Origin of the sequence: Escherichia sp. TW09308, assembly GCF_000208565.1 — a bacterium.
GTDB classification, from domain to species: domain Bacteria; phylum Pseudomonadota; class Gammaproteobacteria; order Enterobacterales; family Enterobacteriaceae; genus Escherichia; species Escherichia marmotae.
Genome location: NZ_AEME01000001.1, coordinates 2,979,051 through 2,991,558, shown reverse-complemented (window position 1 = coordinate 2,991,558; position 12,508 = coordinate 2,979,051). Strand labels below are relative to the sequence as shown.

15 protein-coding genes are annotated in these 12,508 nt (G+C 49.6%); 2 read left to right on the top strand and 13 right to left on the bottom strand.

Translation table 11 applies throughout. From position 1 onward, the window contains the following. Window positions 1–5: 5 nt before the first annotated feature. A complete protein-coding gene (gene yfhb / locus ESM_RS0114220; RefSeq protein WP_000190640.1) occupies window positions 6–641 on the bottom strand; it encodes a phosphatidylglycerophosphatase C in 636 nt (211 codons plus the stop codon). A 208-nt stretch (window positions 642–849) separates the two neighbouring features. On the opposite strand from yfhb, the gene ESM_RS0114215 reads away from it, so the two are divergent. Both ESM_RS0114215 and yfhL read left to right on the top strand, forming a co-directional pair. Further along, the gene (locus tag ESM_RS0114215) at window positions 850–1,698 is read left to right on the top strand and encodes a MurR/RpiR family transcriptional regulator (protein WP_001013776.1); all 849 of its coding nucleotides are present in this window, start codon (window positions 850–852) and stop codon (window positions 1,696–1,698) included. Window positions 1,699–1,753: 55 nt separating this feature from the next. Continuing rightward, window positions 1,754–2,014 carry a 4Fe-4S dicluster ferredoxin YfhL gene (gene yfhL, locus ESM_RS0114210; protein WP_001196284.1) on the top strand — a complete coding sequence of 87 codons (261 nt, stop codon included), beginning with the start codon at window positions 1,754–1,756 and terminating at the stop codon, window positions 2,012–2,014. A gap of 702 nt (window positions 2,015–2,716) precedes the next feature. Here the strand turns inward: yfhL and acpS are convergent. The 12 genes from acpS to rseD all read right to left on the bottom strand — a co-directional run bounded on the left by acpS (window position 2,717) and on the right by rseD (window position 12,264). Continuing rightward, window positions 2,717–3,097: a holo-ACP synthase gene (gene acpS, locus ESM_RS0114205; protein WP_000986026.1), complete on the bottom strand. Its 381-nt coding sequence runs from the start codon at window positions 3,095–3,097 to the stop codon at window positions 2,717–2,719. Continuing rightward, window positions 3,097–3,828: a pyridoxine 5'-phosphate synthase gene (gene pdxJ / locus ESM_RS0114200; RefSeq protein WP_001516896.1), complete on the bottom strand. Its 732-nt coding sequence runs from the start codon at window positions 3,826–3,828 to the stop codon at window positions 3,097–3,099. The genes acpS and pdxJ overlap by 1 nt, the downstream gene beginning before the upstream one ends. Before the next feature lie 11 nt (window positions 3,829–3,839). Next, the gene (gene recO / locus ESM_RS0114195; RefSeq protein ID WP_000399390.1) at window positions 3,840–4,568 is read right to left on the bottom strand and encodes a DNA repair protein RecO; all 729 of its coding nucleotides are present in this window, start codon (window positions 4,566–4,568) and stop codon (window positions 3,840–3,842) included. Window positions 4,569–4,579: 11 nt separating this feature from the next. Continuing rightward, on the bottom strand, window positions 4,580–5,485 hold the full coding sequence (gene era, locus ESM_RS0114190; protein ID WP_000020738.1) for a GTPase Era: 906 nt from the start codon (window positions 5,483–5,485) through the stop codon (window positions 4,580–4,582). Beyond that, entirely contained in the window at window positions 5,482–6,162 is a 681-nt protein-coding gene (rnc, locus tag ESM_RS0114185; RefSeq protein ID WP_001068343.1) for a ribonuclease III, read from the bottom strand. Before rnc ends, era begins: the two co-directional genes overlap by 4 nt. 272 nt (window positions 6,163–6,434) lie before the next feature. Further along, a complete protein-coding gene (lepB, locus tag ESM_RS0114180) occupies window positions 6,435–7,409 on the bottom strand; it encodes a signal peptidase I (protein ID WP_000002549.1) in 975 nt (324 codons plus the stop codon). A 15-nt stretch (window positions 7,410–7,424) separates the two neighbouring features. Next, complete coding sequence (lepA, locus tag ESM_RS0114175; protein ID WP_000790174.1) at window positions 7,425–9,224, bottom strand: translation elongation factor 4; 1,800 nt, start codon at window positions 9,222–9,224, stop codon at window positions 7,425–7,427. 197 nt (window positions 9,225–9,421) lie between these two features. Next, window positions 9,422–9,901: a SoxR-reducing system protein RseC gene (gene rseC, locus ESM_RS0114170; RefSeq protein ID WP_000589074.1), complete on the bottom strand. Its 480-nt coding sequence runs from the start codon at window positions 9,899–9,901 to the stop codon at window positions 9,422–9,424. Next, the gene (gene rseB, locus ESM_RS0114165) at window positions 9,898–10,854 is read right to left on the bottom strand and encodes a sigma-E factor regulatory protein RseB (RefSeq protein ID WP_000812042.1); all 957 of its coding nucleotides are present in this window, start codon (window positions 10,852–10,854) and stop codon (window positions 9,898–9,900) included. Before rseB ends, rseC begins: the two co-directional genes overlap by 4 nt. Next, window positions 10,854–11,504 carry an anti-sigma-E factor RseA gene (gene rseA / locus ESM_RS0114160; protein ID WP_001168447.1) on the bottom strand — a complete coding sequence of 217 codons (651 nt, stop codon included), beginning with the start codon at window positions 11,502–11,504 and terminating at the stop codon, window positions 10,854–10,856. The genes rseB and rseA overlap by 1 nt, the downstream gene beginning before the upstream one ends. Before the next feature lie 32 nt (window positions 11,505–11,536). After that, window positions 11,537–12,112: an RNA polymerase sigma factor RpoE gene (gene rpoE, locus ESM_RS0114155; protein ID WP_001295364.1), complete on the bottom strand. Its 576-nt coding sequence runs from the start codon at window positions 12,110–12,112 to the stop codon at window positions 11,537–11,539. Continuing rightward, window positions 12,109–12,264, bottom strand: a complete 156-nt coding sequence (rseD, locus tag ESM_RS1000000128470) for a rpoE leader peptide RseD (protein ID WP_010378892.1) — start codon at window positions 12,262–12,264, stop codon at window positions 12,109–12,111. The genes rpoE and rseD overlap by 4 nt, the downstream gene beginning before the upstream one ends. Window positions 12,265–12,508 lie beyond the last annotated feature (244 nt).

Below are 12,508 nucleotides of genomic sequence, written 5' to 3'. Positions count from 1 at the left end.
TTACTCTATTCCAGTTGCTGGAGTTCGCCGCGAGGCGTTACCCGCCAGCGATGCTGACAGAAATAGAGTAGCGGGTTGTCCTGGTTACTATCACTATAGCCACTGTAAAGTCGCAGCGGCGTGCCGATTTTGCGTTCCAGTTGCGCGACCTTTTCATGGCCGAGACAGCGCATGGTCAGCACCCAGCCGCCATAGCCGCGCTGGATCTGACTGGCGATAAGATTAACGCGTGGTAACCAGGGCGTATCGAAATAAACCGCTTCGACCAACGGCTGAGGGGAACCGGTAATCAACCAAATGTCGGCATCGGAACTTAACAGATAGCTGGTCAGACGTTCCTGCACTAGCGGAAAGACTGTAACATTGTCGCGAAACCAATGCACAAAATCGGCCTGCAACGCCTGTATACGCGCTTCGCTATGACCAAAGGTACAACCCCATAGCAGCAGGCTCATCGGCCAGCGTGCCGCTCGGCCCTTGATTAATAATGCAATGACAATGATCGGCAACAGCGGCAGAACAAGTAGCGCATTCTGCGGCTGGCGGCGCAGTAAGTAGCGCAGAAAACAGCCAAACATATCCTGTTGATGCAATGTTCCATCTAAGTCAAAAAACACCACACGACGCTCGTGAGTTGCCAAACCATACCCCTCTGGACTGATACATCCTGATTAATTTTTGCTACTACATAGCCTAACAGATAGATCATCACTTTTCCGGCATCAATCTATCGCATAATGGCTGACTGGAATTTTTAATTCATGGTAATTGACTGTGATGGAATATAATATTCGCTCGCTTGTGTCTCATATTGCCTGTTGTCGCCATTAATTCATCGCGAGGAAAGATATGAACGGCTTACTTCGTATTCGTCAGCGTTACCAGGGACTTGCCCAGAGCGATAAAAAGCTGGCGGACTATCTCCTGCTACAACCTGACACTGCCCGCCACCTTAGCTCCCAACAACTGGCCAACGAAGCCGGAGTCAGTCAGTCCAGCGTAGTGAAGTTCGCGCAAAAACTCGGCTATAAAGGTTTTCCGGCCTTAAAGCTGGCATTGAGTGAAGCTCTGGCAAGCCAACCGGAATCTCCCTCCGTACCCATTCATAACCAAATTCGTGGTGATGATCCGTTACGGCTGGTGGGCGAAAAACTGATTAAAGAAAATACTGCTGCCATGTACGCAACACTGAACGTCAATAGTGAGGAGAAGCTACATGAATGCGTAGCGATGCTTCGTTCTGCACGGCGGATTATTCTGACCGGCATTGGCGCTTCCGGCCTGGTGGCGCAGAATTTTGCCTGGAAGCTGATGAAGATTGGTTTTAATGCTGCCGCTGAGCGTGATATGCACGCGTTACTCGCTACAGTACAGGCTTCATCGCCGGACGATTTGTTATTAGCCATCTCATACACGGGCGTGCGGCGCGAGTTAAACCTGGCAGCAGATGAGATGTTACGAGTGGGCGGTAAAGTGCTGGCCATCACCGGTTTCACCCCCAATGCCCTGCAACAGCGCGCTTCTCATTGCCTGTATACCATAGCCGAAGAACAAGCGACGAACAGTGCTTCGATCTCTGCATGTCATGCTCAGGGAATGCTAACGGATTTGCTGTTTATTGCACTGATACAACAAGATCTCGAGTTAGCCCCAGAACGCATTCGCCACAGCGAGGCTCTGGTGAAAAAACTGGTTTGAGTAAAGAATGCGCGTATAATGCCCGCCCGGTTTGTGTTGTTTTGAGAGTTTCCTTATGGCGCTGTTAATCACTAAAAAATGCATCAATTGTGATATGTGTGAACCTGAATGCCCGAATGAGGCGATTTCAATGGGCGATCACATCTACGAGATTAACAGCGATAAGTGTACGGAATGCGTAGGTCACTACGAGACGCCAACCTGCCAGAAAGTATGTCCGATCCCCAATACCATTGTGAAAGATCCGGAGCATGTCGAGACGGAAGAACAGTTGTGGGATAAGTTTGTGCTGATGCATCACGCGGATAAAATTTAGTATTTTGCTTCTGGAGCAGAATATTGATTATTTACTCTTGTAAAACGAAATTATTATATTTATTTTTATGTTGCCATTAATAAACACATTCATTAAATAAAACTCCATAATATCTGCGCAGACACTTAATTATCATTATTAAAGGCGCGCCCGGCGGGTTCACCCGACGCGCCTTAATTACGTTTTCTGGTGTTACAAGAACAGAGGGATCAACTGTAAAATAGCAATGACGACTTTAATGCCCTGTTTAATAAGGTATATCGACAATCCGTCATTTGTTTTTCCTTAAACAAGGAATACAGCCATTCAGATTAGCCCTTACATCTCCCCAAAACTGAACGTGCGAGTTACTGGAATCGAGTGCCGCAAGCTTTGATGACACCACTCGTTTCAATGGGGGAATTCAGTAATATAGTGTAGAACACAGCAAAATCTCCAATAACGACGCCAATTCTAATGTATTTATGAAAAAGTGGTCTCGTTAATCTTCTCATCAATATTAAATTCTTCGTCCCGGCTCGCATTTTTATGCCAGAAATTGCAAGTTGCTTATACAGACCAACTAAACTGCTCCATAATCATTTCTGTTGGAATCGTGTGCTGCACAATATTAAAATAGTAAAGAAACCCCCTGCTCCTTACCTGTTCGGGGGTTTTACTTTTTAAAAAGAACGGTACTTTTTTGATATTCAGGAAGGGCTTTTAACTTTCAATGATTACCGTGGCACAAGCGTAGTGGCGTTCATCTGCCAGCGTTACATGCATATGTGCGACGCCCAACTTTTCTGCCAGTTTTAACGCCTCGCCCCACAACCGTAGTCTTGGCTTGCCGAGCTCATCGTTAAACACTTCAAATTGATTAAATGCCAGGCCATTACGGATCCCAGTACCAAACGCTTTTGCCGCCGCCTCTTTCACAGCAAAACGTTTTGCCAGAAAACGCACCGGCTGATGATGCGTTTTCCAGATCTCCCATTCATTATCGCTTAATACACGTCGTGCCAGGCGATCACCGGATCGCGCGATTACCGCTTCTATGCGAGCGATCTCCACGATATCCGTGCCTAAACCTAATATTGCCATTAGCCACGCGCTTCCAGCATCAGGCGTTTCATTTCTGCCACGGCATCTTTCAGTCCGGTCATTACTGCGCGACCAATAATGGCATGACCTATATTCAGTTCGTGCATCTCTGGGATAGCGGCAATGGCTTTCACGTTGTGATAGGTCAGACCGTGACCAGCATTAACTTTCAAACCGAGGCTTGCGGCAAAGGTCGCGGCTTTCTCGATTCGCGCCAGCTCTTGCGCCTGTTCAGCGTCCGTTTTGGCATCAGCGTAACAACCGGTGTGGATTTCGATAAATGGTGCCCCCACCTCTGCTGCAGCTTTGATCTGCTCTTCGTCAGCGTCGATAAACAGAGAAACCTGAATCCCGGCATCTGCCAGACGTCTGCAGGCATCGCGCATTTTGTCACGCTGACCCGCGACGTCCAGGCCGCCTTCGGTTGTCACTTCCTGACGCTTTTCCGGCACCAGACAGCAGAAATGCGGCTTCGTCTCAACGGCAATCGCCAGCATCTCTTCAGTTACCGCCATCTCCAGATTCATGCGGGTATCTAGCGTCTGACGGAGGATGCGCACGTCACGGTCTGTAATGTGGCGGCGATCTTCACGTAAATGCACGGTAATGCCGTCCGCCCCCGCCTGTTCGGCAATAAATGCGGCCTGAACCGGGTCCGGATAAGCAGTACCGCGTGCATTGCGCAGCGTTGCGATATGGTCAATGTTGACGCCCAACAGTAATTCAGCCATGACAATCCTCATCAGTCATTAAATGTTTTCACTGTCCGCTTAGGTATAAACTGCCGGAACAGTTCCCTGCTTTTTAAAGGTTTACCGCCAAGATAAGGCTTAAGGGCCATACGGGTAAAGCGTTTCGCGGCGCGCAATGTGTCTGCGTCAGGAAATTCCCGCGCATGTAACGCTTTCAACTGCCGTCCGGTAAAGGTTTTATTGTCGATAACCACACTGGCGATAAATCCTTTTTCTTCGCGGTAACGATACGTCATGTTGTCATCCACCGGCTCACCGCTACCTGCGCAATGGGTAAAATTGACGCCATAACCCAGATGCCCAAGGAGCGCCAGTTCAAAACGACGCAACGCCGGTTCTGGCGTACCTGTGATCCCTGCCAGTGCCTGGATACAATGCAAATAATCGAAAAAAAGTTCCGAAAAGCGTGTTTCGTATTCCAGTACGCGGGAGAGGAGTTCGTTGATGTAAAGCCCGCTGTAAAGCGTGATACCGCTTAGCGGCAGTGCCAGCGAGACGGCTTCAGCACTGCGCAGCGTTTTGACTTCACCGCGCCCGCCAAAACGAAGCAAGAGGGGGGTGAAAGGCTGCAATGCGCCTTTCAGGGTAGAACGTTTTGAACGTGCGCCTTTAGCAACCAGACGCACGCGTCCCGATTCCTCCGTGAAGACGTCCAGCATCAGGCTGGTTTCGCTCCAGGGACGACTATGCAGTACGAATGCGCGCTGCCAGCCTTCCATCGGTGTAACTCTTAGAGATCGTCAACGTAACCGAGACTACGCAGTGCGCGTTCATCGTCGGCCCAACCAGATTTCACTTTCACCCATAGCTCAAGGTGGACAGGCGCTTCGAACATTTCTTGCATGTCTTTACGCGCTTCAATACCGATGGTTTTGATCTTGGCCCCTTTGTTGCCAATTACCATCTTCTTCTGCCCTTCACGCTCAACGAGAATCAAACCGTTGATGTCATAACCACCGCGCTCATTGGTGACAAAACGTTCGATCTCCACGGTTACAGAGTACGGCAGTTCTGCACCGAGGAAACGCATCAGCTTTTCACGAATGATTTCAGAGGCCATAAACCGCTGCGAACGATCGGTAATGTAATCTTCCGGGAAGTGATGCGTCGCTTCTGGAAGGTGTTTGCGTACAATTGCCGCGATAGTGTCGACGTTTAGCCCAGTTTCGGCTGAGATTGGCACGATATCGAGGAAATTCATTTGGCTTGCCAGAAACTGTAAGTGCGGCAGTAGATCGGCTTTCTCCTGCACGTTGTCTACTTTGTTCACCGCGAGAATCACCGGCGCTTTACCGTCACGCAGCTTGTTGAGCACCATTTCATCGTCCGGCGTCCAACGGGTGCCTTCAACGACAAAAATAACCAGCTCAACGTCGCCAATGGAGCTGCTTGCCGCTTTGTTCATCAAGCGGTTAATGGCACGCTTCTCTTCCATATGCAGGCCCGGGGTATCAACGTAGATCGCCTGATACGCACCTTCAGTATGGATACCCACAATACGGTGACGTGTAGTCTGCGCCTTGCGGGAGGTGATGGAGATTTTCTGCCCTAACAGTTTATTCAACAATGTGGATTTGCCAACATTCGGACGTCCGACGATGGCAATAAATCCGCAGTAACTTTTATCGATGCTCATTCCAGCTCCAGTTTTTTCAACGCCTGTTCGGCGGCAGCCTGTTCAGCCTTACGACGGCTTGAACCTGTGCCAACCACCGGTTCGCTCAGGCCGCTAACCTGGCAGTGGATCGTAAATTCCTGATCGTGCGCTTCGCCACGTACCTGGACCACCAGATAAGTTGGCAGAGGCAGATGGCGCCCCTGCAAATATTCCTGCAAGCGCGTTTTCGGATCTTTTTGTTTATCGCCCGGACTAATTTCGTCCAGACGAGTTTGATACCAGTTAAGGATTAATTTCTCGACAGTCTGAATATCGCTGTCGAGGAATACGCCGCCAATTAATGCTTCAACGGTGTCAGCAAGAATTGACTCGCGACGAAATCCACCGCTTTTAAGTTCACCCGGCCCTAAACGCAAGCACTCGCCTAACTCAAATTCACGAGCCAGTTCTGCCAGCGTATTACCGCGTACCAGCGTGGCGCGCATCCGGCTCATATCCCCTTCATCCACTCGCGGGAAACGGTGATACAACGCATTAGCGATAACGTAGCTTAGAATAGAGTCGCCTAAAAATTCCAGACGCTCGTTATGTTTACTGCTGGCACTGCGGTGAGTTAATGCCTGCTGCAGCAGTTCCTGATGATTAAAAGTGTAGCCCAGCTTCCGTTGAAGCCGATTAATTACGATGGGGTTCATGCGATACCAATAAATAAATGCGTCAACAATTCAGCACACGAAACAGACCTGATATGCAGGGTTCTGCTAACAGCTTTTCAGCAGTTTCAGTTGACCTGTATATGGGGACCAACGCTGTTTCGTGTGCCGTGGCGACCAGAAGGCGCCAACCTGAAACTTCGGGGGAATATTCTATACACAACGACAAGGGATGTCGTTAGCCACGGGAGATTTATCTCATAAATAATTCACGTTGCCACCATAACAGTGACAACGTGAACGGATAACGACAATTAGTGAATGCCGCCGATGCGACTTAAACGAACGCCAGTTGGCCATTCGCCTTCCTGTTTATCGAAACTCATCCAGATAGCCGTCGCCCGACCCACCAGGTTAGCTTCTGGCACAAAACCCCAGTAACGACTGTCCGCGCTGTTATCGCGGTTGTCACCCATCATGAAGTATTGGCCCGGCGGGACAATCCAGGTTGCCAGTTGTTGCCCTGGCTGCTGGTAATACATCCCTACCTGGTCCTGAGCGATAGGTACTGTCAGGATGCGGTGTGTAACATCACCCAGTGTCTCTTTACGTTCAGAAAGACGAATACCGTTTTCTTTAGTTTCGTTTTTCGGCACTTCAAAGAATCCGCTGGTCGCTTCCCCACCATTACGACGAGAGAAGGTTTGAACAAAATCGCTCGGCTCCACGTTGGAATACGTTACCGGTAGCGCGTTTTCACACGCCTGACCGGAACTGCATCCAGGTTGAATAGTCAGCTCTTTCGCAACCGGATCGTAAGTGACTTTATCGCCCGGTAAGCCAACCGCACGCTTGATGTAATCAAGCTTTGGATCTTCCGGGTATTTAAAGACCACAATATCACCACGTTTCGGATGGCCGGTTTCGATCAGCGTTTTCTGGTAGATAGGATCTTTAATACCGTAGGCAAATTTCTCCACCAGAATGAAGTCACCGATTAACAGAGTCGGCATCATCGAACCTGACGGGATCTGGAACGGTTCATAAATAAATGAACGCACAATTAACACAAGTGCCAGCACCGGAAATACAGAAGCACCGGTTTCCAGCCAACCTGGTTTTGGCGCAACTTTTTTCAGCGTAGCTTTATCCAGTGAGTCTCCAGCAGCCGCCTGCGCTGCTGCCTGACGTTCCCGCCGTTTAGGTGCGAAAAAGAATTTATCCACGCACCATAAAATGCCCGTCACCAGTGTGGCAATCACCAGAATCAGGGCAAACATATTCGCCATGCCAACTCCTAAAGATTATTTGTTGTCTTTGCCGACATGCAGAATGGCGAGGAACGCTTCCTGCGGCAGCTCGACGTTACCGATCTGCTTCATGCGTTTCTTACCTTCTTTCTGCTTCTGCAGCAGCTTTTTCTTACGGCTGATATCGCCGCCATAACATTTGGCCAGTACGTTTTTACGAAGCTGCTTCACGGTGGAACGCGCGATAATGTGCGTACCAATCGCTGCTTGAATGGCAATATCAAACTGCTGGCGTGGGATTAGATCTTTCATCTTCTCCACCAGCTCGCGACCACGGTTTTGCGAATTATCACGGTGGGTGATCAACGCCAGCGCATCGACACGTTCACCGTTGATTAAAACGTCAACACGCACCATGTCGGAAGCCTGGAAGCGTTTGAAGTTGTAATCCAGAGACGCATAACCACGCGAGGTAGATTTCAAGCGATCGAAGAAGTCGAGCACCACTTCCGCCATCGGGATCTCGTACGTCAGCGCCACCTGATTACCGTGGTAAACCATATTGGTCTGTACACCACGTTTTTCTACGCACAGCGTAATAACGTTACCGAGATATGCCTGCGGCAGCAGCATGTGACATTCCGCGATCGGCTCACGCAGTTCGTAGATGTTATTCACTGCTGGCAGCTTAGACGGGCTGTCGACGTAGATAACTTCTTTCCCCGTAGTTTCTACTTCATACACTACTGTCGGTGCCGTGGTAATCAGGTCAAGATCGTATTCACGTTCCAGACGTTCCTGAATGATCTCCATATGCAGCAGGCCGAGGAAGCCGCAGCGGAAGCCAAAGCCCAGCGCTGTAGAACTTTCCGGCTCGTAGAACAGAGAGGCATCGTTCAGACTCAATTTGCCCAGCGCGTCGCGGAAGGCTTCATAGTCGTCGGAACTTACCGGGAACAGACCGGCATAAACCTGAGGTTTAACTTTCTTAAAGCCTGGCAGCGCTTTTTCTGCCGGATTACGCGCCAGCGTTAAGGTATCGCCTACTGGTGCGCCGTGAATATCTTTAATCGCACAAACCAACCAACCTACTTCACCACATTTCAGTTCAGTACGATCAACTTGCTTCGGCGTGAAAATACCCAGGCGGTCGGCGTTATAAGTCTGCCCGGTACTCATGACTTTCACTTTATCACCCTTACGCAGGGTGCCGTTTTTAATACGGATAAGTGAAACAACGCCCAGGTAGTTGTCGAACCAGGAGTCGATAATCAGTGCCTGCAATGGGCCTTCTGGATCTCCCTCCGGCGGCGGAATGTCACGCACCAGACGTTCCAGTACATCCTGCACACCAACACCTGTTTTTGCCGAGCAACGCACTGCGTCGGTAGCGTCGATGCCGACGATATCTTCGATTTCTTCCGCAACGCGTTCAGGATCGGCTGCTGGTAAGTCAATTTTGTTAAGTACCGGCACCACCTCGAGGTCCATTTCCATCGCGGTGTAGCAGTTTGCCAGGGTTTGCGCTTCTACGCCCTGCCCTGCATCGACCACTAACAATGCACCTTCACAAGCAGCCAGCGAACGGGATACTTCATAGGAGAAGTCCACGTGCCCCGGGGTGTCGATAAAGTTAAGTTGATAGGTTTCGCCATCGGACGCTTTATAGTCCAGCGTCACGCTCTGCGCTTTGATAGTAATACCACGCTCACGCTCAAGATCCATGGAATCGAGAACCTGCGCCTCCATTTCACGGTCAGACAGGCCACCGCAGATCTGGATAATACGGTCAGACAGCGTCGATTTACCGTGGTCAATGTGAGCTATGATCGAAAAGTTACGTATATTCTTCATAAAGTATGATTATTGTGCCTTAATGCCCGGTTAACCAGGCTTTTAGAAGTCGCTGTTCTGAGCTTAACGTCTGTATTAATAGAAACGCCGCATTCTACACTACAACATTGAGGCGAGGAAATGTTCATACCGTATGGATTGTGGTATCTGGAAACGTCCTCGCATTTGTTATGCAAAATACAATAAAGCCAGTGAAATCACTGGCTCGCGTCTTCCGAAGATGCTTCATATCGCACAAAGCCAGGCGGCAATGCCACACTTAAGATGATCGGTTGCCATTCTGTTCGGGCGGCAAACTTACGTGAGTATCCTCGCGCAATCAGGAATCCACCAACGCCGCCGAGGATTGCTCCGCATAATGCTGCAATATCTGAAGCAAAGAGTAGCTGAAATAACGAAGCGACAAGGAATAATCCCACCAGCGGCGACATATAAACCAATAATGCGGAGCTAAGCAGGCTGCTTTCAGCGATTCCCAATTCAACTTTCTGCCCCGGCACTAACGGTTCATCACAGGATACGACGATGGTATGTGTGGTTTGCGGGCCTAGTTTATTCAACACGCGACTGCCGCAACCTGCGCGGGAAGCGCAACTGCTGCATGAAGCTTTAACATCGCAACTGACCAGCGCCTGCCCGTTTTGCCAGGAGACGACAGTAGCCCACTCTTTGATCATTCCGCTGCCCCAAACTTAATATTCTCGGCAATTCGTTTCGCCGTTTGCGGTGGCAGTTCACCAACAATGGTGATTTCCGCGTTGTCGCGTATGCTGGTGCTGACTGTTCGGCGTCCGGTTCGCAACATCTGATCGGTACTGGATGGCGTAGCGCGGTTAACGTTTACCGAGAAGCTGAACAACCCGTCGGAATAGAGACGCGATTCGATGGGCATGTTATCCATCGTCGGTAACGGACGTCGACTGCTGGAAACTTCGCTAAAGCCCTGTGGCAACCAGGTTGGAGCCCAGTTAAATTTGGCTTTCTCACCAACAGGTACAGAAAGCAGAGGCGGCAAGTTTGCCTTCGCCAGTGTCTGCATACTGTTGCTGATATCCTGATTAACGTTGAAAGCGATCACGCGGAATTGCTCCAGTGTCTCACCATCGCGATCAAGGAGATCAACCCGCATCGGTAATTTCGATTCGGTATCCATCCACACGATGTAGCTGTAGCGTGTGCCATCACGGGCTACCACGCGGATTACCTCACATAAGCGGTCAGCAATACGGGTGCGCCCCACAGAGATAAAGTCGTAGTAAGGAGAAAGGCGTTTGAAATCGGTATAGATGAGCGATGGCAGAGAATCAACAATGTAATCGCCATTAAGAGTGAACGGTTCAAGACCCGGTTCAAAGTAGCTGATTTCATTGCCGCGCTGTACCACTTCCCGGCGCGGGCCATCCATTTGCAACAACTGTGCAAGAGGACGGTTATCGAGGCGTGCATGTCGATAACGCAGAGACTCAACACCTTGTTTATTGATGCTGATGAATGACAGCTCGTAATTCAGTGACTGGCTAGCCAGGTTCATCTGCTGTAATAACGCCCCGGACGCGGGAGTGGCCGAGGCGTTAGCAGAGAATAACAGGCTACCTGTCACTAATGACATGGCAAACCAAAGTTGCTTCATTACTGCGATTGCGTTCCTAAAGTTTGAATTCCTGGCACCTGTACAGCGGCTTGCTGTGTCTGTGCCTGCTCAAACTGAAGCTGTTCGGAGTGGAGTCGACGTTGCAATTCGTAATCCTGCAACATGGCATTAATGCGACGACGCTGCTCCTGTACCTGCTGCTGTTGACCATTGTTCGCGGTCGCTTCAGAAGGTACTCCCAGGCTTACCGGACTGGCTTTACCCATCATCGGCAGAGTATTAAATACCGGTGTTTCGGGCTGCTGGGACGTTTCAGATTGTCCATTATAGTGCTGGACGCCAACGATAACTGCAAGCGATACGCATGCCGCTACACCCATTTGGGTGAGCTGTGCCGCCCACGGACGAACTTTCTGCCAGAATGGCATTTTCTGCCATTGATGCGGCGCAGGCTGAGCCTCTGGGATCAATATCGTCGGTTGGCGAACGGGCTCTTCTTCAATGGCGGCCATCACGCGTGAAGAGATATCGAAATGGAGTACCTCGGGAGTATCACCCCGCATAGAGTCACGGATTAAGTGATAATTTTCCCAGGTTTTCTGCATCTCCGGGTTGTGAGCCAGTTCGTTAAGCAGCTCACTATCCAGCGTTTCGCCATCCATTAAAGCGGAAAGTTGTTCTTTCTGCATGCCTAATACCCTTATCCAGTATCCCGCTATCGTCAACGCCTGATAAGCGGTTGAACTTTATTATCAATAGCTTCCCTCGCTCGGAAGATACGTGAACGCACCGTACCCACCGGACAATCCATGATAGCGGCTATCTCTTCATAGCTCAGGCCATCCAGCTCCCGCAAGGTTATTGCCATGCGTAAATCTTCCGGGAGGGACTCAATAGTTCGGAAAACTATCTGTCTCAGTTCTTCTGACAACATTAAGTTCTCAGGGTTCGAAATTTCTTTCAGCGCGCCGCCACTTTCGAAGTTTTCTGCTTCAATGGCATCCACATCGCTGGAAGGTGGACGACGCCCCTGAGCAACCAGGTAATTTTTTGCCGTATTAACAGCAATCCGATACAGCCATGTATAAAAAGCACTATCTCCCCGGAACGAATCCAGCGCACGATAGGCTTTAATAAAAGCTTCTTGTACCACATCGGGAACATCACCCGACGGCACATAGCGGGAAACCAGACTCGCCACTTTATGCTGATAGCGCACTACCAGTAAGTTAAAAGCTTTCTGATCTCCCTTCTGGACCCGTTCAACCAGGACCTGGTCCGTTAACTGCTCGCTCATCCGAGGTAAAGTCTCCCCAAACCAAATTTCCACGCGCTGTCGAAACGCCACTCCATTAGCTGCAATTTGAGCAAGCAAAAGATTAGAGTGTCTCGTTTTTGTAAAGTTCCGTAACGCATCTGTTTTTGTTTGTCATGCTGTAGACGGATCATTATCTATCATTATAAGTCTACAGAATCTGAATAACGCATTATCTGTGCAGAAATGCCCATTTAACTGCCTGAAGAGTAACCCAACGGCCTTTTTATTTCACCACCTAATCCTCCGTCGACGAGCAACTTCCCTTTTTTCCGCCTCCCAGAAACAATATGTTTAGCCATTGTAACAAACATTAAAATAGCAGGTGTTTAATTGTACAACATGATGCTATGCTGACCGGACTGTGTTTAGTAAATT

Coding starts and splice junctions, on each gene's coding strand:
- ESM_RS0114215 (WP_001013776.1), top strand. CDS start 850: ATGAACGGCTTACTTCGTATTCGTCAGCGTTACCAGGGACTTGCCCAG.
- yfhL (WP_001196284.1), top strand. CDS start 1,754: ATGGCGCTGTTAATCACTAAAAAATGCATCAATTGTGATATGTGTGAA.
- acpS (WP_000986026.1), bottom strand. CDS start 3,097: ATGGCAATATTAGGTTTAGGCACGGATATCGTGGAGATCGCTCGCATA.
- pdxJ (WP_001516896.1), bottom strand. CDS start 3,828: ATGGCTGAATTACTGTTGGGCGTCAACATTGACCATATCGCAACGCTG.
- recO (WP_000399390.1), bottom strand. CDS start 4,568: ATGGAAGGCTGGCAGCGCGCATTCGTACTGCATAGTCGTCCCTGGAGC.
- era (WP_000020738.1), bottom strand. CDS start 5,485: ATGAGCATCGATAAAAGTTACTGCGGATTTATTGCCATCGTCGGACGT.
- rnc (WP_001068343.1), bottom strand. CDS start 6,162: ATGAACCCCATCGTAATTAATCGGCTTCAACGGAAGCTGGGCTACACT.
- lepB (WP_000002549.1), bottom strand. CDS start 7,409: ATGGCGAATATGTTTGCCCTGATTCTGGTGATTGCCACACTGGTGACG.
- lepA (WP_000790174.1), bottom strand. CDS start 9,224: ATGAAGAATATACGTAACTTTTCGATCATAGCTCACATTGACCACGGT.
- rseC (WP_000589074.1), bottom strand. CDS start 9,901: ATGATCAAAGAGTGGGCTACTGTCGTCTCCTGGCAAAACGGGCAGGCG.
- rseB (WP_000812042.1), bottom strand. CDS start 10,854: ATGAAGCAACTTTGGTTTGCCATGTCATTAGTGACAGGTAGCCTGTTA.
- rseA (WP_001168447.1), bottom strand. CDS start 11,504: ATGCAGAAAGAACAACTTTCCGCTTTAATGGATGGCGAAACGCTGGAT.
- rpoE (WP_001295364.1), bottom strand. CDS start 12,112: ATGAGCGAGCAGTTAACGGACCAGGTCCTGGTTGAACGGGTCCAGAAG.
- rseD (WP_010378892.1), bottom strand. CDS start 12,264: ATGATCCGTCTACAGCATGACAAACAAAAACAGATGCGTTACGGAACT.